This is a genomic window from Beutenbergia cavernae DSM 12333 (assembly GCF_000023105.1).
In the GTDB taxonomy this organism is placed as follows: Bacteria; Actinomycetota; Actinomycetes; order Actinomycetales; family Beutenbergiaceae; genus Beutenbergia; species Beutenbergia cavernae.
Window position 1 is genome coordinate 4,432,685 of sequence record NC_012669.1, and the last position, 25,365, is coordinate 4,458,049.

The 25,365-nt window shown below is 74.5% G+C and carries 23 protein-coding genes; 11 read left to right on the plus strand and 12 right to left on the minus strand.

Annotation, left to right across the window (positions count from 1 at the left end; genetic code table 11):
• Positions 1–100: 100 nt before the first annotated feature.
• Positions 101–1,441 (minus strand): glutamyl-tRNA reductase, encoded by a 1,341-nt coding sequence (locus tag BCAV_RS20180; RefSeq protein ID WP_083770114.1) that lies wholly within the window; start codon positions 1,439–1,441, stop codon positions 101–103.
• On the opposite strand from BCAV_RS20180, the gene hemE reads away from it, so the two are divergent.
• The 7 genes from hemE (at position 1,428) to BCAV_RS20215 (ending at position 10,641) form a co-directional block, all read left to right on the plus strand.
• Complete coding sequence (gene hemE / locus BCAV_RS20185; RefSeq protein ID WP_015884488.1) at positions 1,428–2,540, plus strand: uroporphyrinogen decarboxylase; 1,113 nt, start codon at positions 1,428–1,430, stop codon at positions 2,538–2,540. The genes BCAV_RS20180 and hemE overlap by 14 nt on opposite strands.
• Positions 2,533–4,047: a protoporphyrinogen/coproporphyrinogen oxidase gene (locus BCAV_RS20190; protein WP_015884489.1), complete on the plus strand. Its 1,515-nt coding sequence runs from the start codon at positions 2,533–2,535 to the stop codon at positions 4,045–4,047. Before hemE ends, BCAV_RS20190 begins: the two co-directional genes overlap by 8 nt.
• A 72-nt stretch (positions 4,048–4,119) precedes the next feature.
• Positions 4,120–5,124 (plus strand): hydroxymethylbilane synthase, encoded by a 1,005-nt coding sequence (gene hemC, locus BCAV_RS20195; protein ID WP_015884490.1) that lies wholly within the window; start codon positions 4,120–4,122, stop codon positions 5,122–5,124.
• Between the two features lie 79 nt (positions 5,125–5,203).
• Positions 5,204–6,571 carry a uroporphyrinogen-III synthase gene (locus BCAV_RS23555; protein WP_015884491.1) on the plus strand — a complete coding sequence of 456 codons (1,368 nt, stop codon included), beginning with the start codon at positions 5,204–5,206 and terminating at the stop codon, positions 6,569–6,571.
• Positions 6,568–7,578 carry a porphobilinogen synthase gene (hemB, locus tag BCAV_RS20205; protein WP_015884492.1) on the plus strand — a complete coding sequence of 337 codons (1,011 nt, stop codon included), beginning with the start codon at positions 6,568–6,570 and terminating at the stop codon, positions 7,576–7,578. Before BCAV_RS23555 ends, hemB begins: the two co-directional genes overlap by 4 nt.
• Before the next feature lie 145 nt (positions 7,579–7,723).
• Positions 7,724–9,199 (plus strand): glutamate-1-semialdehyde 2,1-aminomutase, encoded by a 1,476-nt coding sequence (hemL, locus tag BCAV_RS20210; RefSeq protein ID WP_015884493.1) that lies wholly within the window; start codon positions 7,724–7,726, stop codon positions 9,197–9,199.
• A 287-nt stretch (positions 9,200–9,486) separates the two neighbouring features.
• Positions 9,487–10,641 (plus strand): winged helix DNA-binding domain-containing protein, encoded by a 1,155-nt coding sequence (locus BCAV_RS20215; RefSeq protein ID WP_043347629.1) that lies wholly within the window; start codon positions 9,487–9,489, stop codon positions 10,639–10,641.
• Here BCAV_RS20215 and BCAV_RS20220 read toward each other — a convergent pair.
• The 4 genes from BCAV_RS20220 to BCAV_RS20240 all read right to left on the minus strand — a co-directional run bounded on the left by BCAV_RS20220 (position 10,634) and on the right by BCAV_RS20240 (position 16,229).
• Positions 10,634–12,397 carry a DUF4091 domain-containing protein gene (locus BCAV_RS20220; RefSeq protein ID WP_015884495.1) on the minus strand — a complete coding sequence of 588 codons (1,764 nt, stop codon included), beginning with the start codon at positions 12,395–12,397 and terminating at the stop codon, positions 10,634–10,636. The genes BCAV_RS20215 and BCAV_RS20220 overlap by 8 nt on opposite strands.
• A gap of 216 nt (positions 12,398–12,613) precedes the next feature.
• Entirely contained in the window at positions 12,614–14,947 is a 2,334-nt protein-coding gene (locus BCAV_RS20230) for a heavy metal translocating P-type ATPase (protein ID WP_015884496.1), read from the minus strand.
• Positions 14,947–16,020: a hypothetical protein gene (locus tag BCAV_RS20235; protein ID WP_015884497.1), complete on the minus strand. Its 1,074-nt coding sequence runs from the start codon at positions 16,018–16,020 to the stop codon at positions 14,947–14,949. The genes BCAV_RS20230 and BCAV_RS20235 overlap by 1 nt, the downstream gene beginning before the upstream one ends.
• Entirely contained in the window at positions 16,017–16,229 is a 213-nt protein-coding gene (locus tag BCAV_RS20240) for a heavy-metal-associated domain-containing protein (RefSeq protein ID WP_043347636.1), read from the minus strand. Before BCAV_RS20240 ends, BCAV_RS20235 begins: the two co-directional genes overlap by 4 nt.
• Before the next feature lie 168 nt (positions 16,230–16,397).
• On the opposite strand from BCAV_RS20240, the gene BCAV_RS20245 reads away from it, so the two are divergent.
• Together BCAV_RS20245 and BCAV_RS21915 are read left to right on the plus strand one after the other, a co-directional pair.
• Entirely contained in the window at positions 16,398–16,679 is a 282-nt protein-coding gene (locus BCAV_RS20245) for a metal-sensitive transcriptional regulator (protein WP_015884499.1), read from the plus strand.
• 95 nt (positions 16,680–16,774) lie between these two features.
• Complete coding sequence (locus BCAV_RS21915) at positions 16,775–17,173, plus strand: heavy-metal-associated domain-containing protein (RefSeq protein ID WP_015884500.1); 399 nt, start codon at positions 16,775–16,777, stop codon at positions 17,171–17,173.
• Positions 17,174–17,480: 307 nt separating this feature from the next.
• Here BCAV_RS21915 and BCAV_RS20255 read toward each other — a convergent pair whose 3' ends face one another.
• The 5 genes from BCAV_RS20255 to BCAV_RS20275 all read right to left on the minus strand — a co-directional run bounded on the left by BCAV_RS20255 (position 17,481) and on the right by BCAV_RS20275 (position 21,580).
• On the minus strand, positions 17,481–18,434 hold the full coding sequence (locus BCAV_RS20255; protein WP_015884501.1) for a type IV toxin-antitoxin system AbiEi family antitoxin domain-containing protein: 954 nt from the start codon (positions 18,432–18,434) through the stop codon (positions 17,481–17,483).
• Positions 18,435–18,862: 428 nt separating this feature from the next.
• Positions 18,863–19,663 carry an ABC transporter permease gene (locus BCAV_RS20260; RefSeq protein WP_015884502.1) on the minus strand — a complete coding sequence of 267 codons (801 nt, stop codon included), beginning with the start codon at positions 19,661–19,663 and terminating at the stop codon, positions 18,863–18,865.
• The gene (locus BCAV_RS20265) at positions 19,660–20,622 is read right to left on the minus strand and encodes an ABC transporter ATP-binding protein (RefSeq protein ID WP_015884503.1); all 963 of its coding nucleotides are present in this window, start codon (positions 20,620–20,622) and stop codon (positions 19,660–19,662) included. The genes BCAV_RS20260 and BCAV_RS20265 overlap by 4 nt, the downstream gene beginning before the upstream one ends.
• Positions 20,619–20,921: a transcriptional regulator gene (locus BCAV_RS20270; RefSeq protein WP_015884504.1), complete on the minus strand. Its 303-nt coding sequence runs from the start codon at positions 20,919–20,921 to the stop codon at positions 20,619–20,621. Before BCAV_RS20270 ends, BCAV_RS20265 begins: the two co-directional genes overlap by 4 nt.
• Positions 20,918–21,580: a hypothetical protein gene (locus BCAV_RS20275; RefSeq protein WP_015884505.1), complete on the minus strand. Its 663-nt coding sequence runs from the start codon at positions 21,578–21,580 to the stop codon at positions 20,918–20,920. Before BCAV_RS20275 ends, BCAV_RS20270 begins: the two co-directional genes overlap by 4 nt.
• 177 nt (positions 21,581–21,757) lie before the next feature.
• On the opposite strand from BCAV_RS20275, the gene BCAV_RS20280 reads away from it, so the two are divergent.
• On the plus strand, positions 21,758–22,600 hold the full coding sequence (locus tag BCAV_RS20280) for a CPBP family intramembrane glutamic endopeptidase (protein WP_015884506.1): 843 nt from the start codon (positions 21,758–21,760) through the stop codon (positions 22,598–22,600).
• A 6-nt stretch (positions 22,601–22,606) separates the two neighbouring features.
• Here BCAV_RS20280 and BCAV_RS20285 read toward each other — a convergent pair whose 3' ends face one another.
• Positions 22,607–23,593, minus strand: a complete 987-nt coding sequence (locus BCAV_RS20285) for a ketopantoate reductase family protein (RefSeq protein ID WP_015884507.1) — start codon at positions 23,591–23,593, stop codon at positions 22,607–22,609.
• Positions 23,594–23,763: 170 nt separating this feature from the next.
• Between BCAV_RS20285 and BCAV_RS20290 the strand changes: the two genes are divergently transcribed.
• Positions 23,764–24,669, plus strand: coding sequence for a CPBP family intramembrane glutamic endopeptidase (locus tag BCAV_RS20290; protein ID WP_043347642.1), 906 nt, complete (start codon positions 23,764–23,766; stop codon positions 24,667–24,669).
• A 12-nt stretch (positions 24,670–24,681) separates the two neighbouring features.
• On the opposite strand, the gene BCAV_RS20295 is transcribed toward BCAV_RS20290, so the two are convergent.
• A complete protein-coding gene (locus BCAV_RS20295; RefSeq protein WP_015884509.1) occupies positions 24,682–25,272 on the minus strand; it encodes an HdeD family acid-resistance protein in 591 nt (196 codons plus the stop codon).
• Positions 25,273–25,365: the final 93 nt, after the last annotated feature.

Below are 25,365 nucleotides of genomic sequence, written 5' to 3' on the forward strand. Positions count from 1 at the left end.
ACGGCAGCCGGTCGAATCGATGCGGGATCGATGCACGATCGTGTCCCATCCGTGACGCGAGACTCGGCGTCTCACATCGTGGCCACTCCTCCGGCGCGAGCTAATCCGGGAAGAGGAGCCGCAGCGCCTCGACGTACTCCTCACCGCGCCCGGCCCGCGCGGCCTCGCGCGCGGCCTCGGTCGGCGCGTGCGCCAGCGTCGCGGCCAGCCGGTGCAGGGCTCGCTCGGCGTCCTCGCGGCTCACCGGGCCGACCGGAAGGCGACCCACCTCGGCGTCGAGCACCTCGCGCACCCGTCCCCGCAGCCGTGTGATCGCCGGGTCCATCTCCCGCGCCGCCCGCACCAGAGCGTGCTGCGCCACCGCGTCGTCGACGATCTCGCGGGCGCGCTCGACGTCGCGGGTCGCTGCCGCCGGGGCGTGCGCCCGGATCGTGCCGAGGTCGAGCAGCTCGACGCCGTCGACCGACCCGACGGCCGGGTCGACGTCCCGGTGCAGGGCGAGGTCCACCACCACGAGCGGCCGGGGCTGGACGGCCGTCCCGACGGCGTGGCCGGCCCGCTCCTCGGCGCGGCGCTCGGCCGCCGCCCGCGCACCGGCCACCGCCGCGGCGTCGAGCACCGGACGCACGGAACCACGGCACGAGACGACGACGTCGGCGTCGGCGATCGCCGTCAGGAGCTCGCCCGGCGGGACGGCCTCGGCCTCCCGCGCCCGCGCGAACTCCTCGGCCCGGCCCGACTCCGAGTGCACCCGCACGTCCGTGCAGCCCCGGGCGCGCAGCGCCGCGAGGCTCGCCCCCGCGTACGACCCGGTGCCGATGAGCACCACCCGCGCCAACGGCCACGGCGGCGCCGAACGCGCCGCGAGGTCGAGCGCGACCCCGACCACCGAACGGCCCGCGGCCGCCAGGCCGGTCCCGGCCTCGACGGCGCGCGACGTGCGCTGGGCCTGCGCGAAGAGCCGCTCCAGGGCGCCGGTGGTGGTCCCTGCCCGCCTCGCGGCGGCGATCGCGCGACGCACCTGACCGGCGATCTCCCGCTCCCCGACGACGATCGAGTCGAGCCCGCTCGCGACGCCGAACAGGTGCCGCGCGGCGTCGTCGCCCACCCGCACCCGCAGGGCGGCCGACGGGTCGGGGCCGGGCCCAGCGGCGTCGTCGTCAGCGCCGGGCGCGGCGAGCGGCGACTCCGGCACCGTCCGCACGAGGTCACGGACCACGGCCAGCGCACGCTGGGGGTCCGTGCCGTCGGCGACGTCGAGGTAGACCTCGAACCGGTTGCACGTCGCCAGGAGCACGACGCCGGCGCCGTCGAGCCCGTGCGCGACGAGCGGCGCGTCGGCCCAGACCCGCCCGACGCCGGAGCTCAGGCGCTCCAGGTCGGCGAGGTCGGCGTCGCGGTGCGAGGCGGAGACGGAGAGCAGCACAATGCGTCGATTCAACCATTCGGAGTTTCTCCGTCACAATCGACGTGTGAATCACCACACCGCCGCTTCGCCGTCCCCGGACAATTCGCCCTTGCTCGCCGCCTATCACGGTCGGCCCGTCGGGCCCGCGGTGTGGTTCATGCGGCAGGCCGGTCGCTCGCTCCCCGAGTACCGCGCGGCGCGCGCCGGGACCGAGATGCTCGAGGCGTGCCTCACCCCGGAGCTCGCCGCCGAGATCACGCTGCAGCCCGTCCGGCGGCACGGCGTCGACGCCGCGATCTTCTTCTCGGACATCGTCGTCCCGCTCGCCCTCGCCGGCGTGGACGTCCACATCGAGCCCGGCCTCGGCCCGGTGATCGCGGAGCCGGTCCGCGACGCCACGGCCGCACGTGCGCTCGCCGCGCGCGCCCCGGGCGACGCCGCCCGGATCACCGAGGCCGTCCGGCTCACCGTCGCGGAGCTGGGCGCGACGCCGCTCATCGGCTTCGCGGGGGCACCGTTCACGCTCGCGGCGTACCTGGTCGAGGGCCGCCCGTCCCGCGACCACCTCGCCGCGCGCACGATGATGCACGCCGACCCCGAGGCGTGGGACGCGCTGCTCGGCTGGGTGGCCGAGATCTCGGGCGCGTTCCTGCGGGCGCAGGTCATGGCCGGTGCGAGCGCCGTGCAGCTGTTCGACTCGTGGGCCGGGTCGCTCGGCCGCGCCGACTACGCCGCCCACGTCCAGCGCTACAGCGCCCGCACGCTCGACGCCGTCGCCGATCTCGGCGTGCCCATGGTCCACTTCGGCACGGGGACGTCCGACCTGCTCGACCTGCTGCGCGACGCGATCCCCGCCGGCTCGCCCGGCACGGGACCCGCCGTCGTCGGCGTCGACCACCGCATCGGGCTCGACGAGGCGAACGCGCGTCTGGGCGGCGCGACGCCGCTGCAGGGCAACATCGACCCGGCGTTCCTCGCCGCCCCCTGGCCGGTGCTCGAGGCGCACGTGCGGGACGTCGTCGCGCGCGGCACCGCTGCCCCGGGGCACGTCGTCAACCTCGGCCACGGCGTGCCGCCGGACACCGACCCGGGCGTGCTCACGCGCGTCGTGGAGCTCGTGCACGGTGGCTGACGACGGCGCCCCGCGCGGGGCCGTGCCGGGTGCTGGGCGCGGCGCCGGGCCGGGCGCCGGGCCGGGCGCCGAGCGCCGCGCCGACGCGGTGGTCGTGGGCGGCGGGATCGGCGGGCTCGTCGCGGCGCGCGAGCTGACGCGCGCCGGGCTGACGACGCTCGTGCTCGAGGCGAGCGACGCCGTCGGCGGCCCGCTCCGCGCCGTCACGATCGACGGCCCGGGCGGTGCCGCACTGCGCCTGGACGCCGGCGCGGAGTCGTTCGCGACCCGGACCGACGCCGTCGCGGCGCTCGCCGCCGAGCTTGGCCTGGCGACGGCCGACCCGGCCGCGGGCGGAGCCTGGGCGTGGGCCGGCGGGCGCGCGTTCCCGCTCCCGGCCCCCGCGCTGCTGGGCATCCCCGGCCGGCCGTGGAGCGCTGCCGTCCGCGCCGCCCTCGGTGCGGGTGGCCAGGTCCGGGCGGCCCTCGACGCCGCGCTCCCCCGGCGGGTCGGGGCGCGCGAGCAGACGCTCGCCGGGCTGGTCCGACGGCGGATGGGCCGCCGCGTCGTGGACCGTCTCGTGGGGCCGGTCGCGGGAGGCGTGCACGCGGCCGACCCGCGCGACCTGGCGGTGGACGCCGTGGCGCCCGGGCTCCGGGCGGCGCTCCGGCGCACGGGGTCGCTCGCCGGCGCCGTGCGGGCGCTGCGCAGCGGCGCGGCGCCGGGCGCGGCGGTGCGCGGGATCGTCGGCGGGATGCATCTGCTCCCGACGGCGCTCGCCGCCCAGGCGGGCGAGGTCCGGCTGCGGGCGCCGGTGACGGCGATCGAGCGGGCCGACGACGGGTGGGAGGTGGTCGTCGCCGGCGGCCGGGTCCGCACGCCGCGGGTGGTGCTCGCCACCGACGCCGCCACCGCGGCCGCGCTGCTCGCGCCGCACACCCGTCTCGACGACGGCGACGTGTCCGCCGTCGCCCCGGATCGGGCCGCGGACATCGCGCTCGTCACGCTCGTCCTGCGCACCGACGAGCTCGCCGCGGCGCCGCGGGGAACCGGCGTGCTGGTGGCCGCTGACGGACCCGAGCACGGCGTCCGCGCGAAGGCGCTCACCCACGTCGACGCGAAGTGGGCGTGGGTGCGCGACCTGGTCGGGCCCGGGCACGCCGTCGTCCGCCTGTCCTTCGGGCGGCCCGGTGAGCGCCTCGAGCCGCCCGCGGGTGCGGCGTTCGAGCCGTGGCTCGTCGAGCGCGCGACGTCGGACGCCGCGACGCTCCTCGGCGTCGGGCTCGCGCCGGCCGACGTCGTCGCGAGCGCCGTCACCCGCTGGCCTGGCGCGCTGCCTCCCCCGACGCCCGCCGCGCGGGCCGCACGCGAACGCGTGCTCACCGCCGCCTCGGGCCTGCCCGGGGTGGGCGTGACCGGCGCGTGGGTCGCCGGGACCGGGCTCGCGGCGACTGTCCCGCACGCGGCGAGCTGCGCCGTCGCCCTCGTGCCGGAAATCCCGACCGAAGAAACGACGCAGAATCGTTAGTGACACGTCGTCGTGACATTCTGTCGTGACGTCCGGACAGCGTGTCAGACATTCACGGCGTGGGCTCCGGAAATGACCACTTCGACATCACCCGAGGAAAGCGCGACACTGGTCCGCGTGACCTCCACTCGGACCCTGCGGGTCGGCACCCGGGCCAGCGCCCTCGCGACCACGCAGTCCGAGTGGGCCGGCGAGGCGATCGCCGCTCGGGTCGCGGCTGCCACGGGATCCGACGTCGAGGTCGAGCTGGTGCGTGTCACGACCACGGGCGACGTGCTCACCGGCTCGCTGGCCTCGATGGGTGGGACGGGCGTCTTCGTCACGGCGCTGCGGGAGGCCCTGCTCGACGGACGGTGCGACGTCGCCGTCCACTCCCTCAAGGACCTCCCCACCGCCGCCGCTCCCGGCCTGGTCCTGGGCGCCGTCCCGCAGCGCGAGGACCCCCGGGACGTGCTGTGCGCGCGGGCGGGCGCGGGACTCGCGGACCTGCCCGCGGGTGGTCGGGTCGGGACGGGCTCGCCCCGGCGGGCCGCGCAGCTGCGGCGCGCCCGGCCGGACCTCGAGATCGTGGACATCCGCGGCAACGTCGACACCCGCCTGAGCCGCATCTCCCCGGGGAAGGGCGACCTCGACGCCGTCGTCCTGGCTCGCGCCGGCCTCGCCCGGCTCGGCCGGCTCGACGCCGTGACCGAGGCGCTCGACGCCGGCGTCATGGTGCCGGCCCCCGGCCAGGGCGCCCTCGCCGTCGAGGCCGTCGACGCCGCACCCGACTGGCTCCTGGCTGGGCTCCGCGCGTTCGACGACGCCCCCACGCGGCTCGCCGTCACCGCCGAGCGCGCGATGCTCGCCCGGCTCGAGGTCGGCTGCTCGGCGCCGGTCGGGGCGCTCGCCACGCTCGCCGGGTCACAGCTCCTCCTGCGGACCTCCGTGGGCGAGGACGCCGAGGACCTCGGCGGCTCGTTCCGCGTCGGCCTGCCGGACGACGACGACGCTCGGCTCGACGCCGCCGCCGGGCTCGGGCGGGCGGCCGCCGAGGCCGCGCTCGCCCGCATAGAGGCGGGCGGGCCGCCGTCGTGAGGTGTCGCGCGACGCTCCGGTCGAGCCGCGAGCACGTACCGCACGTTCGAGCACGTACCCCCGGAGGACGTGCTCGAACGTGGAGTACGTGCTCGGCACCCGGGGCACGCTCGTGAGCGAGCGCTCACTCACCGGACGGACCGTGCTCGTGCCTCGCACGGACCCCGACGACGCGATCGTCCGCGCCGTCGAGGACGCCGGCGCGCACGTGCTGCGGGCCGAGCTCCTCGCGTTCGTCCCGCCCGACGACGTCGCGCCGCTCGACGCCGCGCTCGGTCGCCTGGCTGCCGGCGACTACGACTGGCTGGCCGTGACGAGCCCCCGCACCGTCGACGCGCTCGTCGCAGCTGCCCGGCGCGGAGCGGCTGGAGGCTCGCGCGGCGCAGGTGCGCCGGAGGCCGGCTCACCGGTCGTGGGCCCGTTGGGGGCGGCTGAGCCTGCCGCGCGCACGTTGGGGGGACCTGAGCCTGCCGCGCGCACGCTGGCGGCGACTGAGCCAGTCGTGCACACCTTGGGGGGACCTGAGCCTGCCGCGCGCACACTGGCGGCGGCGCTCGGCGCGACGCGCGTGGCGGCGGTCGGCCCGGCCACAGCGGCGGCGCTCGACGCCGCCGGCGTCCCGGTGCACCTCGTCCCGGGCGACCGCGCGCCGTCGTCGGCGGCCGGCCTCGTCGCCGCGTGGCCCGCGGCTCCCACCACCGAGGTAGCACCGGGCGGGCGAGGTAGTGGTCCGCACCCACTACCTCACCCGCCCGCTACTACCTCGGCGAGAGGTCTCCGGCTCGAGGGCGACCCGGATGCCCCCGAGCCGGAGACGCGCGTCCTGCTGCCGCAGTCGGCGCGCGCCGAGCCGACGCTCGCCGAAGGCCTGGCCGCGAAAGGCTGGGACGTCGACGCCGTCACCGCCTACCGCACGGTGCCCGGCACTCCGCCCGGACCCGAGATCGCCCGCGCCTGGACGGCTGGCGAGGTCGACGCCGTCGTCCTCACGTCGGGGAGCGCCGCCGAGCACCTGCTGGCGCTGCTCGGCCCGCCACCCGCCGCCACGCGGGTGTGTGCGATCGGGGACGTGACGGCGGCCGCGGCGTCGCGGCTCGGCATCCCGGTCGCCGTGACGGCTGACCAGCCCACGCCGTCCGCGATCGTCGCCGCGCTGGCCCACGCGCTCAGCGCACCCCCGTTCGCACCCGCTCCCCCCACCCCCGCACGTCCGCCCGCACCCGCACCCGCACCCGCACCGTCGCCCGCACCCGCACCCGCACCCGCACCCGCACCTTCGGCTGTGGGTGCGGTTTCCGGGGCTCGTGAACGCTCACACGGCCCGGAACCCGCACCCACAACCGAGGGCGGGCACGCCAGCGGGTTCGAGCCCCAGCCCCAGCCCGAGCCCGAGCCCCAGCCCGAGCCCGAGCCGCGTCGTCGACCCCTCCCGAAGGATCCGTCATGACCGTCCTGCCTCCCGGCAGCCCTCGCCCGCGGCGCCTGCGCGCGACGCCGGCCCTGCGCCGCCTCACGGCGGAGCACCGCCTCGACGCCCGCGACCTCGTGCTCCCGCTCTTCCTCCGAGAGGGCGCGAGCGAGGCCGTCCCGATCGCGTCGATGCCCGGCGTCGTCCAGCACTCCCGCGACTCGCTGCGCGCCGAGGTGGTACGCGCCGCGGAGGCCGGCATCGGTGGCGTCATGCTGTTCGGCGTCCCGACGACGCGCGACGCCGAGGGCTCCGGCGCCGACGACCCCGACGGCGTGCTGAACACGGGCATCCGCGACGCGATCGCGGAGGTGGGGGACGCCGTCGTCGTCATGGCGGACCTGTGCCTCGACGAGTTCACCGACCACGGGCACTGCGGCGTGCTCGACGGCGCCGGGCGGGTCGACAACGACGCCACCCTCGAGCGGTATGCCGCGATGGCGCTCGCGCAGGCAGACGGCGGCGCCCACGTGCTGGGGCTCAGCGGGATGATGGACGGCCAGGTGGGCCACGTGCGGGCGGCGCTCGACGACGCCGGCCGCGCCGACACCGCGCTCCTCGCCTACTCCGCGAAGTACGCGAGCGCGTTCTACGGGCCGTTCCGGGACGCCGTCGAGTCGAGGCTCGTCGGGGACCGGCGCGCGTACCAGCTCGACCCGGCGAACCGCCGCGAAGGCCTGCGCGAGACCCTGCTCGACCTGGCCGAGGGCGCGGACGCCGTCATGGTCAAGCCCGCGCTCGCCTACCTCGACGTGCTCGCCGACGTGGCCTCCGCCAGCGACGTGCCCGTGTGGGCGTACCAGGTGAGCGGCGAGTACGCGATGGTCGAGGCGGCCGCCGCGAACGGCTGGATCGACCGGGAGCGTGCCGTGCGCGAGACGCTGCTGTCCATCGTGCGGGCCGGCGCGGACGCGGTCCTCACGTACTGGGCGCTCGACGTCGCCGGCTGGCTGCGCGCGGACGGCGGCGCGGGAGGTGCCCGGTGAGCCGCCGGCGCGGGAGGTGCCAGGTGAGCCGCTGGCATCCGGGGCAACCTTCCGCCGCCCCCACCGCCGAGTGCGTGATGCGTGCACGCCTCGGCCGGCGTGTCGCGGGGACGGATCACGCACTCGGCGAGAGGAGAGGCCAGCGATGAGCGCAGCGAGCACGATGGACGAGGTCTTCGACCGCGCCCGAGCGGCCATCCCCGGCGGGGTGAGCTCGCCCGTGCGAGCGTTCGGCTCCGTGGGCGGCACGCCGCGGTTCATCGCGAGCGCCAGCGGCCCGCACGTCACGGACGTCGACGGCCGCGAGTACGTGGACCTCGTCGGCTCGTGGGGGCCGGCGATCCTCGGGCACGCGCACCCGGAGGTCGTGGCGGCGGTGCAGGAGGCGGCGTCCCGAGGGCTGTCGTTCGGGGCGCCGACGCTCGGCGAGGTCGAGCTCGCCGAGGAGATCCGACGGCGGGTGCCCCCGGCCGAGCGCGTGCGGCTCGTCTCCACGGGCACCGAGGCGACGATGACGGCGATCCGGCTCGCGCGCGGCGTCACCGGCCGCGATCTCGTGGTGAAGTTCGCCGGCTGCTACCACGGACACGTCGACGCGCTGCTGGCCGCGGCCGGCTCCGGCCTCGCGACGCTGGCCCTGCCCGGGTCGGCCGGCGTCACGCCGGCCACCGCCGCCGAGACCCTGGTGCTGCCCTACGGCGACGTGCCCTCGCTCGAGGCCGCGTTCGCCGCGCACGACGGCCGCATCGCCGCCGTCATCACGGAGGCGGCGCCGGCGAACATGGGCGTCGTCGAGCCAGGCACCTTCAACGCGGAGATCCGGCGCGTCACCGCCGCGCACGGCGCGCTCATGATCTGCGACGAAGTGCTGACCGGGTTCCGCACCGGGCCGTCCGGGTGGTGGGGCGTCGAGAACGACGTCGCCGACGGCGCCGCCGCGCTCGCTGCGGCCGCCGACCAGGGGTCAGGTGCTCGAGCTCGTACCCCGGCGACGAGCTCGTACTCCCCGGTGTCCGATCTCGCCGCCGACGTACGAGCTCGGCGGGACGACCCCCTCGCGGCCGACGCCGGGCCGAGCACAACAGCCGTCTGGACGCCGGACCTGTTCACGTTCGGGAAGGTCGTGGGCGGCGGCATGCCCGTCGCCGCGATCGGCGGACCTGCCGCGATCATGGACGCGCTCGCCCCGCTCGGGCCGGTGTACCAGGCGGGCACGCTGTCGGGGAACCCGGTGGCGGTGGCAGCCGGGCTCGCGACGCTCCGCCTGGCCGACGACGCCGTGTACGCCCGCCTCGCGGACACCAGCCGCGCGGTCCGCACGGGCCTCACGGAGGCGCTCGACGCCGTCGGCCTCGCGCACGCCGTGTCGAGCGCCGCGAGCCTGTTCTCCGTCGCGTTCCGGGACGAGCGGCCGCGGGGCTGGGACGACGTCCAGGCCCAGGAGACGTTCCGCTACCCGGCGTTCTTCCACGCGATGCTCGACGCGGGCGTGGCGCTGCCGCCGTCGGTGTTCGAGGCGTGGTTCGTCTCGGCAGCGCACGACGACGCCGCCGTCGGCCGCGTGCTCGACGCGCTCCCCGGTGCGGCGCGGGCCGCCGCGGCCGTCGTCGCGCCGCGCTGAGGTCGGCTCGAGCGGCTGGGCCGGTCTCGGGGCTCCGCCGACGCCGCGGGGGTAGCGCGGCCGGCGAGTGGTCGCGAAGGGTCGCCGGCCCGGCAACCCGGACCGCCGTTCGCGACCACTCGACACACCGGCTCGCGCCCACCCATGGCCGAGGGGTCACGAACGGTCGCCTACCGGCAAGCCCGAGGTAAGCAGGAGGCAGAACGTCCGCATTCGGTTCTACGCTGACCCGGGACGATGACGACACCCTGGAGTGCCGCCCCTTGCTCGCACCGGAGGATGGCGTGGTGGTGACGACGACCCGCAGGCAGGTGCTCGCGTTCCGGCTTCGCCAGCAGCACCTGGCGCGGAGGCTCGGCGCCGCGCGGATGGGAGAGGCGACGGCAACCTGCGGCGTGCGCAACAGCCCGGCCGGTTCGGCACCGGTCGCGCTGCTGGCCCGGGTGAACGGCGTCTCGGAGGACCGGGTGTCCGCGGCGTTGTCCGGCAAACACCTGGTCGAGGTGGAGGACCCGCGCCTGGTACCCGCGCTGGTGCGCCCGGAGGATCTGGCGGTCTTCACCGTCGGCGGCATCGACACCGACGACGCGTCGCTGCGCGTGAAGTTCGGCCGAGGCGCCGCGAAGGCGCTCGCAGCCGCCGGCATCAGACCGATCGAGGCCCTGAACCGCGTGGTCGAGGCAGCGCACGCCGAGCTGGCCGGCGGCGTTCGCAGCACCGGCGAGCTCAGCGCGGCCATGACCGCCCGGCTTCCCGGGCCGATGTCGTTGTGGTGCCAGCGCTGCGGCTCACGCCACATCCACGAGAGCCTGTTCCGACTCCCCAGCGCGGCCGGCATCTCCTGCCTCGCACCACGCTCCGGCCGGCAGGTCCGCTACGTCCGGGTCGACAAGTGGCTGGGCACCGACGTCCCCGAGGTCGGGTCGCCCGCCGCACGAGACGCGGGCCGCGAGCTGCTCCGGCGGTTTCTCCACTGCTACGGGCCCGCGACGCCCGGCGAATTCGCCGACTGGACCAGAACCGCCGCCGGGGCCGCCCGGCACCGGTTCGCCGAGATCGCCGACGACCTCCAGGACGTGAGCTGGGACGGCCACACGGGTTCAGTCCTGCGCGACGATGTCGACGAGCTGCGCGACGCCCGCACGCCCTCCGGAGTGCGCCTGCTGCCGCCCAACGACCCCTACCTCCTCGCCCCCGACCGAGCCGCACTGATCCCGGATCCATCCAGCCGCACAGTGCTCTGGCCGGCGCTCAGCGCGCCGGGCGCCGTCGTCATCGACGGCGAGATCGTCGCCACCTGGCGCTCGCAGAAGAAGGGCACCGCGCTCCGCGTACAGATCAGCCCCTTCGACCGACCCATCGCCACAGCCGCCGCGCTCATCGAGCAAGAGGCTCACCTCCTCGCGGACCTGCGCGGCTGCCAGAGGGTCGAGGTCACGTAGCCCGGGCGCCGGCGAGCTCGGCGAGGATCCGCGCGTCGACGGCGCGACGCGTCTCCAGGTAGTGCTCGGGGTCGTAGGTGAACGCGTCGTACGCCAGGGCACCGCCCTCGTCGACGTACGACCGCGCCGTCGCCTGGTCCGTGAGCGTCCGCAGGAGCTGCAGCGCCCGGTGGTCGTCCATCGCCTGCGCGAACACGCGGTGCCGCAGCGACGGCCACGCCTCGCCGTTGGGCCCCGGGTACACGATGAACGGGTCGCCCGAGGGGAACGCGCCGCCGGCGGAGGTGTCGGCGTGCGGGTCGATCGGGCGGGTCGAGTGCTGCGCGAACCAGAAGTTGAAGCCCCAGTGCAGGAACCCGGGGGCGCTGAACGCGAACAGCTGCCGCCCCAGCACGCGGTTGCGCACGGAGGGCAGCGCGATGAACCGGTTCGCGACGTCGCGGTTCTGCGACACGCAGTAGTACACCCACGGCGTCATCCCGGCGTCGAGGAACGGCTGCACGTGGTTCGTGGCCACGATCGGCGTGTCCACGACGCCGTCCTGCGCGAACGCGAGATCGCTCAGCGCGTCGGCGATCGTGGCGCCGTCGAGCAGGTCGTCGACGACGGCCCGCGCCTCCCGGTAGTCGCTCAACATCTCAGGGCGCGGCTCGTCGCTCACGTGGAAGATCACGTCGCCCGACCAGTGCTCCGCGAGGTACCCGCGCAGCGCGGGCAGCAGCGAGGCGAGCAGCTCGCGGTAGCTCGGGTCGGTCGCCGGCACGTGCCAGCCGAAGCGCTGCTCGGTGCCCGACGGCGTCTCGACGTAGATCGCCGGCGTCGCCGTCGCACCCCACTGCGTGAAGAGGTGTGCGACCTCGAGCGTGGTGATGCCGTGCCGCTTGCACAGCGCCAGCCACCGCCCGAGGCGGGAGAAGTCGAACGCGTACGCCCCGCCGTCGTCGTCGCTGATCCCGACGAGCTGGACGGGCGGGCGTGTACCGCCGATCGCGGTGTCGAGGGGCGGCGTCCACGTCGGCGTGAGCAGCGAGTTGGCGCGCATCGCCGCGGCGGAGGCCACGTACTCCTCGAGCAGGCGCCAGTGCTCCTCGCTGAACGCGTCGACGCCGTAGTACGTCAGGAGGCTGTCGGCGTGCAGCCAGTGCATGTTGACGATGTCGAGCGCGGGCAGGGCCACGGGATGGACGACGACGGCGAGCTCGGCCGTGTGCAGCGGCTTGCCGTCGGCGTCGCTCATCTCGAGCGTGAGGGTGCGGCGCCCGGCGAGCGCGGGGTCGTCGACCTGGAGGTCGACCCACACCGCCTGCCAGTAGCCCAGGCGTGGGTGGAGCGTGCCGGCGAGACCGGCGGCGTCGACGGCGCCTGGGGCGCCGGCCCGGGCGTCGCCGGCGTCCGCCTGCTCGATCGGCCGCAGCAGGTCGGGGTACAGCCCTGGCGTATCGCGGAGGTAGCCGTCGTCGTGGCCGTCGAACGCGGGGAGCTGGCACGGCACGAGCTCGACGGTGCTGAGCCGCGCGAGGTGGGCGAGCTCGCCGCGCGCCCGGACCGTCACCGGTCCGATCGCGGCGGGGCTGTGGGCGGCCGGGGGCAAGAAGGCGAGCTGGACGGCGAGCGCCTCGCCGAGGAACCCCGAGAGCTCCGGCCGGCTCATCGGCCGCGGCGCGACGTCGGGGAACACCTTCTCGAGGGAGTCGGCGAGGACGAAGGTCCAGTCGGGGCGGGGGTACGGGCGGGCGTCGGTGGTCGCGCGTCTCATCGGGCACCATCCTGGCAGGCCGCGCTCGGCCCTCCGATCACGCCCGGCACCATCGCCCGCCGTCACGCGCACCCGCCGCCGCCCGCACCCGCCGCCGCCGTCCGCATCCGCCGTCGTCGTCGCCCACTCAGACTCCAGCGGCCGAGTCAGACCCTCGGGAGGGTCTGACTCGGCCGCTGGAGTCTGACTCGACGCACGGCCCGCCCGCGGATCGCCTCAGCGGGCGCCGGCGCCGTCGGTCGCACGCGACGCGAAGGACCGCAGCCGCAGGCTGTTGCCCACCACGAACACGCTGGAGAACGCCATCGCTGCCCCGGCGAGCATCGGGCTCAGCAACCCGAGCGCCGCGAGCGGGATCGCCGCGGTGTTGTACGCGAACGCCCAGAACAGGTTGCCCTTGATGGTCCCGAGCGTGCGGCGCGAGAGCCGGATGGCGTCGGCCGCGGCGCGGAGGTCGCCGCGCACGAGCGTGAGGTCGGCCGCCTCGATCGCCACGTCGGTGCCCGTGCCCATGGCGAGGCCGAGGTCGGCCTGAGCGAGCGCCGCGGCGTCGTTGACACCGTCACCGACCATCGCGACCACCCGACCCTCGGCCTGGAGCGCCGCCACCGCCTCGACCTTGCCCTCCGGCAGGACCTCCGCGATCACGCGCTCGATCCCGACCTCCGCGGCAACCTGCTCCGCCACCGCACGGTGGTCGCCGGTGAGCAGCACAGGCGTCAGCCCGAGGATGCGGAACTGGCGCACGGCCTCAGCGCTCGTCGGCTTCACGGCGTCGGCCACGACCAGGACACCGCGGGCCGCGCCGTCCCATCCGACGACGACGGCGGTGCGTCCGTCGCGCTCGGCGCTCGCCTGGGCCGCGGCGAGCGCGGGCGGGAGGTCGGCCTCCGGCGTCGTCCCGCCGTCGTCGGACGTACCCTCAGCACCGCCGGTCGCGCGTCCGGAACCCGCGACGAGCGACGCGCGACCCACCACGACCGCACGCCCCTCCACGGTTCCGCGCACCCCGAGCCCGCCGAGGTTGGTGAAGCCGTCGGGCGTCGGCAGCTCCCCGACCTCGTCGGCCGCGGCTGACGCGATCGCCCGCGCGATGGGGTGCTCGGAGGCGTGCTCGAGCCCGCCCGCGAGGCGGAGCAGCTCGGTGCGGTCGACGCCGTCGTCCGCCACGACGGCGGTGAGCGTCATGCGCCCGGTGGTCACCGTGCCGGTCTTGTCGAGCACGATCGTGTCGACGCGCCGCGTGGACTCGAGCACCTCCGGGCCCTTGATGAGGATCCCCAGCTGGGCGCCGCGCCCCGTCCCGACGAGCAGCGCCGTCGGCGTCGCGAGGCCCAGCGCGCACGGGCAGGCGATGATGAGCACGGCGACGGCGGCCGTGAACGCCGCGGTGGCCGGGAAGCCGCCGCCGAGCCACACGCCGAGCGTGCCGACGGCGATCGCCACGACGATCGGCACGAAGACCCCGGAGATGCGGTCAGCGAGTCGCTGCACTTCGGCCTTGCCCGACTGGGCCGCCTCGACGAGCCGCGCCATCTGGGCGAGCTGCGTGTCCGAGCCCACCCGCGTGGCCCGCACGACGAGCCGCCCGCCGGCGTTGACCGTCGCGCCGACGACGGCGTCGCCCTCCGTGACCTCGATCGGCACGGACTCGCCGGTGAGCATCGACTCGTCGACCGCCGACGCGCCGGCGACCACCACGCCGTCCGTCGCGATCTTCTCCCCCGGGCGGACGACGAACTCGTCGCCCACCACGAGCTGGTCGATGGGGATGCGCGTCTCGGCGCCGCCGCGCAGCACGGCGACCTCCTGTGCGCCGAGCTGCAGGAGGGCCCGGAGCGCCGCCCCCGCCTGCCGCTTGGACCGCTTCTCGAAGTAGCGGCCCGCCAGCACGAACATCGTGACGCCCGAGGCGACCTCGAGGTAGATGTTGGCGGCGCCGTCGCTCCGGCCCACGGTGAGCTCGAAACCGTGCGTCATGCCGGGCTCGCCGGCCGTCCCGAGGAACAGGGCGTACAGGGACCAGCCGAACGCGGCGAGCACACCGACCGACACGAGCGTGTCCATCGTCGCCGCACCGTGCCGCAGGTTCAGCCACGCGGCCCGGTGGAACGGCCACGCCGACCACAGCGCCACGGGCGCGGCCAGCGCCAGCGACGCCCACTGCCAGTACGTGAACTGCCACGCCGGCACCATCGCGAGCACGATCACCGGCACCGAGAGGACGACGGCGCCGACGAGTCGCTGCCGGAGCGAGGTCAGCTCCGGGTCGGGCCGGTCGGCGTCGTCGTCATCCGCCGTGGCGGACGACGGCGGCACCGGAACCTGCGCCGTGTACCCCGTCTTCTCGACCTCCGCGATGAGCAGCTGCGGGTCGTAGCCCTCGGGGGCCGTGACCGTGGCCTTCTCCGTCGCGTAGTTCACCGTGGCCTCGACGCCGTCGAGCCGGTTGAGCTTCTTCTCGATCCGCATCGCGCACGACGCGCACGTCATGCCGCCGACCTCGAGCTCGATCACGCCGGGTGCGCTCTGGAAGGACGCCGCGGCCATCAGTGCTCGCCGCCGTCGGTGCTGTCCTCGTTGCCGTCGTCGCTGCTCTCCGGGGCGTGGTGGTCAGCCGCCGCATCGAGCACGAACGCGGCCGTGTGCACCTCGCCGTCGACCTGGAAGTCCAGGTAGAGGAGGTAGCGGCCCGGCGTCGGCGCCTGCGTGGCGAAGACCACCTCCGGGCCGGACACGTCGCCGGCAGCCGGCTCGGCGCCCTCCGGGTGGACGTGCAGGTAGGCGAGATCGCCCTGGCGCAGCGCGACGAGGTGACCGAACGCGCCGAGGTACGGCTCGAGCGTCGTCACGTCCTCGCCGGCCCGGGTGATGGTCGCGGTGAGGGTGGAGTCGGCGCCCGCGAGGAGCTCGCCGTCGAGCGTCACGTCGAACCCGTCCACCGACGTGGTCGTCCGTACGGTCGTGGCGGGCGACGGCGTCGCGGCGCCTTCCACGTCGACGCTGCGGGTCAGCGTCACGTCCGGCGGGTCGTCCGCTGCGCCGTCGGCCGGCACGAAGTCGGCGAACACGCGGTAGGTGCCCGGCTCGTCCCACGTCCAGGGGATCGTCCAGGTGCCGTCGTCGGACATCTCCGGGTGGACGTGCCGGAACTCGCTCCCGTCCGAGCGCACCACGATGAGGTGCAGGCGCTTCTCGTGCGACTCGGCGAACGCCGTCAGGGGGTGGCCGTCGCCGCCGTCGACCCGGAACGACAGGTCGCCGGCCTCGCCGACGCCGCCGGGCGCCGTCACCTCGCTGAGCACGTAGCCGTCCTGCTCGAGCGACAGCCCGCGGACCGGTTCGCCGTGCCCGCCGGAGGCGCCGTCGTCGTGCGTCCCGCCGGCCTCGGCTGCGCCGTCCTCGTGGCTGGCCTCGTCGTCCGGCGCCGGTGCCGCTGGGTCCTCGGTGCTCGTCATGTCGTCCTCGTGGCTCATGTCGTCGCCGGCCTCGCGGGTCTCGTCGGTGTCTGCCCACCCCGCCGCGGCGTCGTCGGGGATCACTGCGGACCCGACCGCGAACGTCGCGGCGAAGATCGCCGCCAGCCCGGCGCCGAACAGCCCGAGCCTCGTGGGTGTCCTCATTCCGCACGCTCCGCGGAGTAGCCGGCCTCGTCGACGGCGGCGAGGACGGCGTCGTCGGCCAGGATCGCCTCGGCGACGACGACGAGCCGTCCGGTCACCGCCGACACCTCCACGCGCGTGACGCCGGGGAGGGTGGCGACCTCGCCGTGCACGGCGCTCTCGCAGTGGCCGCACGTCATCCCGGTCACCTGGTAGGTCTGCGTCGACATGTCGGATCCTCTCCCCATCGGATACCCCCTCGGGGTACTGGTCGTGAGTCAACGTATACCCCTCGGGGGTATGAGGCAAGCGATCCGCCGAGAAGAAGCCCGGCCGCCGTCGTCGCCTCGAATGATACCCCTGTGGGGTATGCTTCTCCACAGACGAGAGGAGCTCCCATGCCCGGCTACAGCGGAACCAAGGCGGACTACGCCAAGCGCATGCGTCGCATCGAGGGTCAGGTCCGCGGGATCGCGCGGATGATCGACGAGGACGAGTACTGCATCGACGTCCTCACCCAGGTGTCGGCAGTGACCAAGGCGCTCCAGGCGGTGAGCCTCGGACTGCTCGAGGACCACCTCGGCCACTGCGTCGTCGACGCCGCGCGCGCGGGCGACGAGGAGGGCGACGCGAAGGTCCGCGAGGCGGCCGACGCGATCGCGCGGCTCGTCCGCAGCTGAACGACCCGAATCGCCTGCAGCCCGCGGAGGATTCGTTGCCGTCGCGGCGACGAATCGTCCACGGCGGGCCCACCCCACGACCCAAGGAGCCCCTGATGCCCACCACCCTCACCACGCTCGACGTCACCGGCATGACCTGTGGTCACTGCGTGTCCGCGGTCACGAACGAGCTGGAGACGGTCGACGGCGTGCAGAGCGTCACGGTCGAGCTGCACGCCGGCGGTACGTCCGAGGTCACGGTTCTCTCGCACGCACCGCTCGCGGAGGACGCGCTGCGCGCCGCGATCGACGAGGCCGGGTACGACGTCACCGGCGTGCGCGCCCACGGCGAGGCCGAGGAGTGGGCCGAGGAAGGCCACGCGCAGCAGACCGCCGACGACGCCGCTGCGGGCAGCGCGGGTGTGCCCGCCTCGGGCGGTGGGTGCGGCTGCGGCTGCGGGACGGCGTCCGACGCCGGCCCGAACGTCGTCGAGATCGGGAAGCGCCCCAGCTGACGACCGTGTGGTTCGTCCCGCGAATAGCCACCACAGGGGAACACCCACACGGTGACCAGCCAGAGGCCCGAGCACCGTGTCGTTGTTCCCCCGAACGACCCCTTCCCGGGAACAACCACACGGTGACCCCGGCGTCACGGCGACCGTGTGGTTCGTCCCGCGAATAGCCACCACAGGGGAACACCCACACGGTGACCAGCCAGAGGCCCGAGTACCGTGTCGTTCGTCCCCCGAACGACCTCTTCGGGGGAACAACCACACGGTGACCCCGGCGCCACGGGGGAACCACCTCACGGTAGGTGCCCAGTCACGCGCCCCGACGCCGACGCGATCGCAGGAACTCCTTCACCTCCGCGGGGATCACACCCGTCCACACGTCCGCCGGGTCGTACCGGAGAACTGTCGCCTCGCCCGAGATCGTGAGGCCGTTCTGCCGACGTTGGTCCTTGCGCCGGGCACGGCGTGCAGCGTGAGCATCCTCGCCCTCGATCTCGGCGAGCAGCCAGGTCCTGGGGTCGATCTGCCACCCGAGATCGCCGCGGGCGCGCCGGCCGTCGGGAAGGACCATCGGGACCTGGAGCTCGTCGGGAGCGATCCCGGCGTCGTGACACTCGAGCCGGGCGAACGTCTCGTACGTCGACTCGGACCTGGCGTCCACGAGGTCCCACCACCCTGCGGCTCGGCTGGCGCCTCGACGGTGGCGGACGACGTCGCGCACCTTGGCGATGTCAGCGCCGTCGATGCGCTCCAGGTTGAGTGCGGAGTCGAGCAGAGCGACGGCGTGGTCACGATCGAGCTCCGGGATCGCCTGTGCGAGTGCGAGGCCAACGGGAGCTACCGCATACCCCTCGCCGGTTCGCGTGACCCGCGGGACGGTGAAACGGCGCACGCGGATTCCGTCGCGGGACAGTCGGCTGTCGCCGCTCGGGAGCGCTACCTGCGGGAGAGAGCGAAGCGGCAGACCCCAGAGGCCGTGCAGCGCGAGCGCAGACGTCCCCACCGCCACCGCTTCCGGGCCATAGGCGAGCAGGCCGAGCACCGCACCGCGTCTCCGGCGCCATCCGGGGTCCATGTCGACCGCCGCACCGGGTGCAAGGTCGTACACCCCACGCGTCGGGCGCACCCAATCACCACGTGCCACGCGGACGGCGCGGGCGTTCCTGGTGATCCCGGCCGCCTCGCACTGCGCCGTCGTCACCAGGCCGAACTGCAGCCGGGCCGCATCGAGCAACGCCTGCGGAGTGGGAGCGAGCGTGCGCACCCCACGAGGAGACCACCTCCGTCGGACTCCGCGACGTCCAGGTGTGGACAGCCGCTCACACCCGGCCCTGTCCGCGCCCTGGGGACAACCGGTGCGACGCCGGCACCGACCGTGCCGAACCTCCCCTGAACGACCACCCTCGCGGGAGCAACCACACGGCGACCCAGGCAAGGACCCGACGATCGTGTGGTTCGTCCCCCGAACCGTCCCTCCAGAGGAAGAACCACACGGCGACCCAGGCACAGACCCGGCGTCACCGCCACCGTGCGGTTCGTCCCCCGAACCGGCCTCTCCGGGGGAACAACCACACGGCGACCCAGGCAGAGACCCGGCGTCACCGCCACCGCGTGGTTCGTCCCCCGAACCGCCCTTCCAGGGGAACAACCACACGATCGACCGGGCTCCAGCGATGCGGCCCGGAGGGCCCGTCAGCGGAAGCGGCGCCCCTCGTCGCGCCGGTACGCCCACACCACGAACACCGCGAACAGCACGGTCCACCCGAGGAGCACAGGCAGGGCGAGGCCGTAGGCCGGTTCCCCGGACGTCACCTGCACCAGCAGGTCCCGCCCGGCCCGCGAGGGCAGCGCCTGCGAGAACGCGTCGAGCCACCCCGGGAACATCTGCGGCGGCAGGAACAGCCCACCGGCGAACGCCAGCGGGAACAGGACCACCTGCACGACGGCGATCGCCGCCTTCGAGGGCAGCGAGTACCCGATCCCGAGCCCCAGCATCGTGAACGGGATCGCGAGCGCGAGGATCGTCAGGACGCTCACCAGCAGCCGCGACCAGGACAGGGTCGCCGCCGTGAGGATCCACCCCGCCAGCACCAGCGGCAGCAGCCCGAGCGCCGCGAAGATCAGCCCGTTCGCCACCCGCCCGATCATCTGGGCGGACGCCCCGGCCGGCAGCGTCCGCATGTACGGGTCGAACGGCCGGTCGCGGTCCTCCGCGACGCCGGTGCCGTACGTGAACAGGCACGTCGCCATGATCGAGAACATCCCGAGCTGCGCGACGGCGGCCGTCGCAAAGACCGGGTTCTGCGCCACCGCCTGGTTCGGCACGACGAAGAACACCATCGCCAGCGTCGGGAACATCATCGTGCCGATGACGGCGATCGGGATGCGGATCGCCTCAAGGAACTGGTACTTGGCGTGCAGCAGCCCCAGGCGGAGCGCCGAACGCGGAGGGCGAGCCGGTCGGACCGGCACAGAGGCAGTGGCGGCGGTCATCGGAGTGCTCCCTGGGTCTGGTCGGAGGGGGACGACGACGGCGCAACGTGCGCACCGGAGGAGGCGTCGCCGTCGTCGTCACTTGCGGTCATGGCGAGGAAGGCTTCCTCCAGGCTGGCGCCGCGGACCTCGAGGCCCGAGAACGTCACGCCCTGAGTGACGAGCGCGCGGATGACGGCGTCGGAGTCGGTCGTGAGGATCGTCCAGCGGTCGCCGTCGGCGGTCGCGTCGACGACGCCCGGCAGCGCGTCGACGACGGCGCGCGCGTCTCCGGCCAGGCGGAGCCGGACGTGCCGGGCGGAGACCCGGCCGACGATCGTGGCGAGGTCGTCGTCGGCGAGCACGTGCCCGTGCCCGATGACGACCACCCGCTGAGCGAGCGCCTCGATCTCCTCGAGGTAGTGGCTCGTGACGACGATCGTGGCGCCGTCGGCGTGGTACTCGCGCACCGCGTCCCACAGCAGGCGCCGCGCCTCGACGTCGAGCCCGGTGGTGGGCTCGTCCAGGAGCACCAGCCGAGGCCGACCGACGATGGAGAGCGCGACGGCGAGCCGCCGCTTCTGCCCGCCGGACAGCCCACCGGTCTGGCGCTGCGCGAGGTCGGCGAGGCCGAACCGGCTCAGCAGCTCGTCCCGCGACATCGGATCCGGGTAGTGCCCGCCCACGAAGTCGACGACCTCCCCGACGCGGAGCGTGGGCGGCAGCCCCGTCTCCTGCGGTGTCGTGCCGAGCTGGATGCGGCTCGCCGGGACGCGCGGGTCGGCGCCGAAGATGCGGACCGTGCCGGACGTCGTCGGGCGCAGCCCGTTGACCAGGTTGAGCAGCGTGGACTTGCCGGCGCCGTTCGGGCCGAGCAGGCCGACGAGCTCGCCGGCCGGCACCTCCAGCGAGACGTCGTCGAGCGCGACGACGTCTCCGTAGCGCCGCGTGGCGTGGTCGAGCGAGATGACGGCGGTCATGAGACGGCTCCCTTGAGCAGGCTGGTGACGGCGGCCCTGTAGCGCTCGAGCGCGACGCGGCCTTCGGACGTGAGCGCGAGATACGTGACGGGCGTGCGCCGTTCGTGGGTCTTGGTGACAGCGACGTACCCGGCGTCCTCGAGCTTGCGGACGTGGGTGGACAGATTCCCGGCGGTCATGTCGAGCTCCTTCTGCACGCGGGGGAACGAGATGCGGTCCTCGGGGCCGAGCTGGGCGAGGACGACGACCAGTCGCAGCCGCGCCGGAGCGTGGATGACCGGGTCGAGGCCGTCGTTCATCGCGACGCCGTGGCCCGGCGGAGGCTGAGGCGGGTGAGGAGAGCGCCGACCAGCATCCCCCCGCCACCGGCGGTGGCCATGATGAGGAACGCGGTCGGGACACCTGAGAGAGTCGCGACGGCACCGACCAGCACGATCCAGACGCCGAGCGCGAACTGGCTCCAGGAACGCCAGATCGCGGCACCGGCCATGTAGAGCGCGCCGACGATGAGGCACGAGATCCCGTTGGCCATGAGGCCGATGAGCTCCTCGGAGGCGCCGTGCTCACCCATCGTTCGCAGGAGAACCCCCAGCATGACGAACGACAGCGACCACGCCCAGCCGTACATCGCCCCGCTGACCGCGCTCGCGCCCCGCACCCCCATGGTCCGGCGAGCGATGTGCACCGCCGTGAGGACGATCGCGATCACCAGCGCCGCGGTGAACACCACGAAGGCCCAGCCCGGGGGCACGCCGTCGTCGCGGCTCGCGACCCAGAGCGTGAGGTAGCCGATCGTCCACGCGATTCCCCACACGAGGAACAGCACGCGACCGTCGGGCTCGATCCGCACCCTGACGCGTGCGGCGTCCGCGCCAAGGATGCGGAGGCTCTCCGCGGCGTCCAGGCCCTCGGACGGCTCGACCTCCGACGAGGGACCACCTTCCCGGGGATCCGTCATCTGACCTCCTCAGGTCCCGTCGAACTTTGCAGTACAAACTTCTTTGCCAAGTATGCACGGCCCGGCCCACCGGGACAACCGCCGTCGTCGATCCACCCGACGCGCGGGCGGCTCGCCGGCGCCCTACAGTCCCCACGAACGCGCACATCCGACGGCGCCCAGCCCTGGAGGATCCCTGTGGCCACATCGATCGCCGACAGCCCCTGGCGCACCTTCTGGAACCGGGGCGGCGTATGGCGCGCCGTCCTGCTGGCCGTCGTCTACCTCGCGATCTACCTGGCCGCTGGCCTCCTCGCGGGGACGCTGTTCCGCGACCAGCTCGGCGACGACGACGTCTTCGCGACGCCGATGAGCGTGTTCGCCGGCCTGACGTTCGCGCTGATCATCGGCGCGATCGTGCTGACGGCGTTCCTCGCCTCCGTGCGCTGGTTCGGCCCGGTCTTCGGCCCCCAGCCGATCGGCGGACGAGCCTGGATGTGGGTCATCCCGGTGCTCGTGGCCGTCCCGATCGTGCTGCGGCTCGCCGGCATCGACTACGAGAGCTACGCCTCGGGCGTCGTGCTCGTGACTCTCCTGTCCGGGTTGCTCATCGGGTTCTGCGAGGAGGTGCTCTGCCGCGGGATCGTCGTGAAGATGCTCCGCGACGGTGGCCGGTCCGAGTGGACGGTCATGGCCGTGTCCTCGCTCATCTTCGCCCTGCTCCACAGCGCCAACCTCCTCGCCGGGATGGCGCCCGCCACGGTCGCGCTGACGATCGTCTACACGTTCGGCTTCGGTGCCTGCATGTACCTCACGCTTCGCGTGACGGGGCGCCTCATCTGGCCGATCGTCCTGCACGGCCTCTTCGACCCCACGCTCTTCCTCGCGACGGGCGGGATCGACGCCGAGTCCGGGGAGCAGACCTCGTCGCTGCTCGCGCTCGCGGCGCCGTTCAACTTCGTCTTCATCGCAGCCGGACTCGTGGCGCTCCTGGTCGTCCGGGGCCGCGTGCAGCGTGTTCCGGAGCCGCAGGCGGCCTGAGCCGGGCTACTGCGCGGCGAGTGCGGCGAGCAGCTCCGCCGCGCGGCCGGAGCCCGGCGCGGCGCCGGCCGCTGCGGCGACGGCGGCACGCGCCTGGAGCGCCGCGTTCACCGGGGTCGGGACGCCGTGCGTCCGCCCGAGGAGCACGATCTCCCCGTTGAGGTAGTCGACCTCGACCGACCCGGTGCCGCGTGCGAGGGACTGCCACGTCGAGCTGCCGCCGCGTTCGAAGCCCGGCACGGTCCCCACGCCGAAGGCGGAGCGCATCGCCGACTGCTCCTCGTCCGACGTCCACGGGATCCCCGCGGCCTCCAGCGCCGCCTCGCCCTCCTGGCGGGCGCGTCGCACGAGGCTCGCGGCATCGTCGTCCCGCCCGAACAGCGCGTCGGCCGCGTTCCCGAGGTTGCCGAGCAGCTTGGCGTACTTCCAGCGCATGACGTCGTCGCGCACCGGTGCGACGAACCCGCCGGCGGCGAGGTCCGTGCCGATGAGCTCGACCGTCGCGTCGACGCCGGACGGGTACCGGCCCAGCGTCAGCACCCCGGGGGCCGGGTCGCCGGGCGCGACGACGACGCCCGGCCGCAGGTGCGTCGCCGGCAGCCACACCGTGACGGCGACGACGTGCCCGAACCGGCGCAGCACCTGCCGTTCGTTGTCGACGCCGTTCTGCGCGCACACCACCGTCAGTCGCTCGCCGGCCGTTCCGCCGTCCACCGTCGCCGGCGCCCAGGCCGCGAGCGCACCGGCGGTGTCCTGCGACTTCGTCGCGAGCACCAGGACGTCGTCCGGTCGGAGCACCAGGTCGTCCGGCCCGCCCGCTGCCGGGATGGGCAGCACGCGGGTGCTCGACGGCGTCGCGAACGTCAGGCCGTCCTCGCGCAGCACACGCAGGTGCTCGCCCCGTGCGACGAGAACGACGTCGCGTCCCGCCTCGTGGAGGGACGCACCGATGGTCGCGCCGACCGCGCCGGCGCCGATGATCACGTATCGCACAGGACCACTCTTCCAGGTCGAGACCCCGCCGGTCCCGAGGTCCCGCCGCCCTCGACTCTCTCCTTCGCCGAGTGCATTCCTTCTGCCGCGACACGCCGACGGCACCCGGGAGAGACCACGCACTCGGCGAAGCGCGGGGCACCCTCGGGTCGGAGTGGTAGAACCAGCACATGACGGACGCCGAGGGCGCACCACCGGGCGCGCCGGGGCCTGCCGACGCTCGCGCGTCCGCGCCAACGCCCACCGACCGCCCAGCGGCACCCACGCCAGCGCCCACCGACCGCCCAGGGGCACCCGCACCGTCGCCCGCAGCGACGCGCCGCCGCCTCACCTGGGAGATCTGGCTCGTGCTCGGCGTGTCGCTGCTGGGCAGCGCGACGCTCGCGATCCTCAACCTCGTCGACCGCCTCACGATCGACATCCCGCTCGGCGACCAGTCCGCCACCCTCAACCCGCCGGCGAACGAACGCCCGTGGCTCGATCTCCTGTACCAGCTGCGCCGCATCGCGTTCCTGGCGTTGCCCGCGTTCCTCGCCCTGTACCTCCTCTCGGCGAACGGGCGGAGCGCCGCGCGGCGGATCGGGCTCGACCTGACGCGGCCGTGGAAAGACCTGCGGGACGGCGTCGTGCTCGCCGCGCTCGTCGGCATCCCCGGGCTGGGGGTCTACGCGATCGGGCGGGCGCTCGGTATCACGGTCGAGGTGCGCGCGTCCGGGCTGGACGGCATCTGGTGGACGGTGCCCGTGCTCATCCTCGCCGCGCTCGCGAACGCGCTCGTCGAGGAGGTCGTCGTCGTCGGCTACCTCGCCGAGCGGCTGCGGGAGCTGCGGTGGCAGGTGCCGGCGATCCTCGTCGTGAGCGCGCTCCTGCGGGGCAGCTACCACCTGTACCAGGGGCCCGGAATGGCGATCGGCAACGTCGCGATGGGTGTGCTGTTCGCCTGGTACTACCTGAGCCCGCGGTGGGGGCACCGCGTGCTGCCGCTCGTGATCGCGCACACGCTCATCGACGTCGTCGCGTTCGTCGGGTACCAGCTGCTCCCCGAGGCGTGGCTGACGGCGCTCGGCCTCGCCTGACGGCGCCCCGCGTCAGGCGGTCCGGGCGTCGTTCGCGGCCCGCTTGCCGGCCGACCGGATCTGGAAGCCCAGGATCACGAGCACGAGGCCGACGACGATCGCCCAGATGCCCAGCGTGAGCACGAGTGCCGCGGCGGTGATGCCGGGCTGCACGAGCAGCAGGATGCCCAGGATCGCGATGACGATGCCGGTGAAGAGGGTCCATCCCCAGCCGGGAAGCGGCCGCGCCTGGAACGCGGCGACCACGATGAAGATCCCGCCGAGGATCGCCCAGATGCCGCCGACGATGATGATGACGTCGAGCGACATGCCCGGCCGGAAGAGCAGCACGAGGCCGGCGATGATGCTGACGATCCCGAAGAAGATGCGCCATCCCGCGCCCGGGAGCCCGCGCCACCGGATGCCGTCGACGAGCTCGACGATCCCGTCCACGACCCAGAACGCGCCGAGCAGGAGCACCAGCGTGAGCACCGTGGCGCCGGGCCACACGAGCGCCAGGATGCCGAGGATGATCGCGAGCACGCCACGGATCACCGGGTAGTACCAGACCTGACCCGCGAGCTGTGAGAACAGGGGCGCGGGGGCCCCGGGCGACTCCGACATGACTGTCCTGCCTTCCGGTTCGTCAACACCCACCGCGGCGTGGCACCAGCCGCGCCGTGTCTTTCGCACCGCGGCCCATTCGTACCGCGAGCG

Coding starts and splice junctions, on each gene's coding strand:
- hemE (WP_015884488.1), top strand. CDS start 1,428: ATGCGTCGATTCAACCATTCGGAGTTTCTCCGTCACAATCGACGTGTG.
- hemC (WP_015884490.1), top strand. CDS start 4,120: ATGACCACTTCGACATCACCCGAGGAAAGCGCGACACTGGTCCGCGTG.
- hemB (WP_015884492.1), top strand. CDS start 6,568: ATGACCGTCCTGCCTCCCGGCAGCCCTCGCCCGCGGCGCCTGCGCGCG.
- hemL (WP_015884493.1), top strand. CDS start 7,724: ATGAGCGCAGCGAGCACGATGGACGAGGTCTTCGACCGCGCCCGAGCG.
- BCAV_RS20220 (WP_015884495.1), bottom strand. CDS start 12,397: ATGAGACGCGCGACCACCGACGCCCGCCCGTACCCCCGCCCCGACTGG.
- BCAV_RS20230 (WP_015884496.1), bottom strand. CDS start 14,947: ATGGCCGCGGCGTCCTTCCAGAGCGCACCCGGCGTGATCGAGCTCGAG.
- BCAV_RS20235 (WP_015884497.1), bottom strand. CDS start 16,020: ATGAGGACACCCACGAGGCTCGGGCTGTTCGGCGCCGGGCTGGCGGCG.
- BCAV_RS20240 (WP_043347636.1), bottom strand. CDS start 16,229: ATGTCGACGCAGACCTACCAGGTGACCGGGATGACGTGCGGCCACTGC.
- BCAV_RS20245 (WP_015884499.1), top strand. CDS start 16,398: ATGCCCGGCTACAGCGGAACCAAGGCGGACTACGCCAAGCGCATGCGT.
- BCAV_RS21915 (WP_015884500.1), top strand. CDS start 16,775: ATGCCCACCACCCTCACCACGCTCGACGTCACCGGCATGACCTGTGGT.
- BCAV_RS20260 (WP_015884502.1), bottom strand. CDS start 19,663: ATGACCGCCGCCACTGCCTCTGTGCCGGTCCGACCGGCTCGCCCTCCG.
- BCAV_RS20265 (WP_015884503.1), bottom strand. CDS start 20,622: ATGACCGCCGTCATCTCGCTCGACCACGCCACGCGGCGCTACGGAGAC.
- BCAV_RS20270 (WP_015884504.1), bottom strand. CDS start 20,921: ATGAACGACGGCCTCGACCCGGTCATCCACGCTCCGGCGCGGCTGCGA.
- BCAV_RS20275 (WP_015884505.1), bottom strand. CDS start 21,580: ATGACGGATCCCCGGGAAGGTGGTCCCTCGTCGGAGGTCGAGCCGTCC.
- BCAV_RS20290 (WP_043347642.1), top strand. CDS start 23,764: ATGACGGACGCCGAGGGCGCACCACCGGGCGCGCCGGGGCCTGCCGAC.
- BCAV_RS20295 (WP_015884509.1), bottom strand. CDS start 25,272: ATGTCGGAGTCGCCCGGGGCCCCCGCGCCCCTGTTCTCACAGCTCGCG.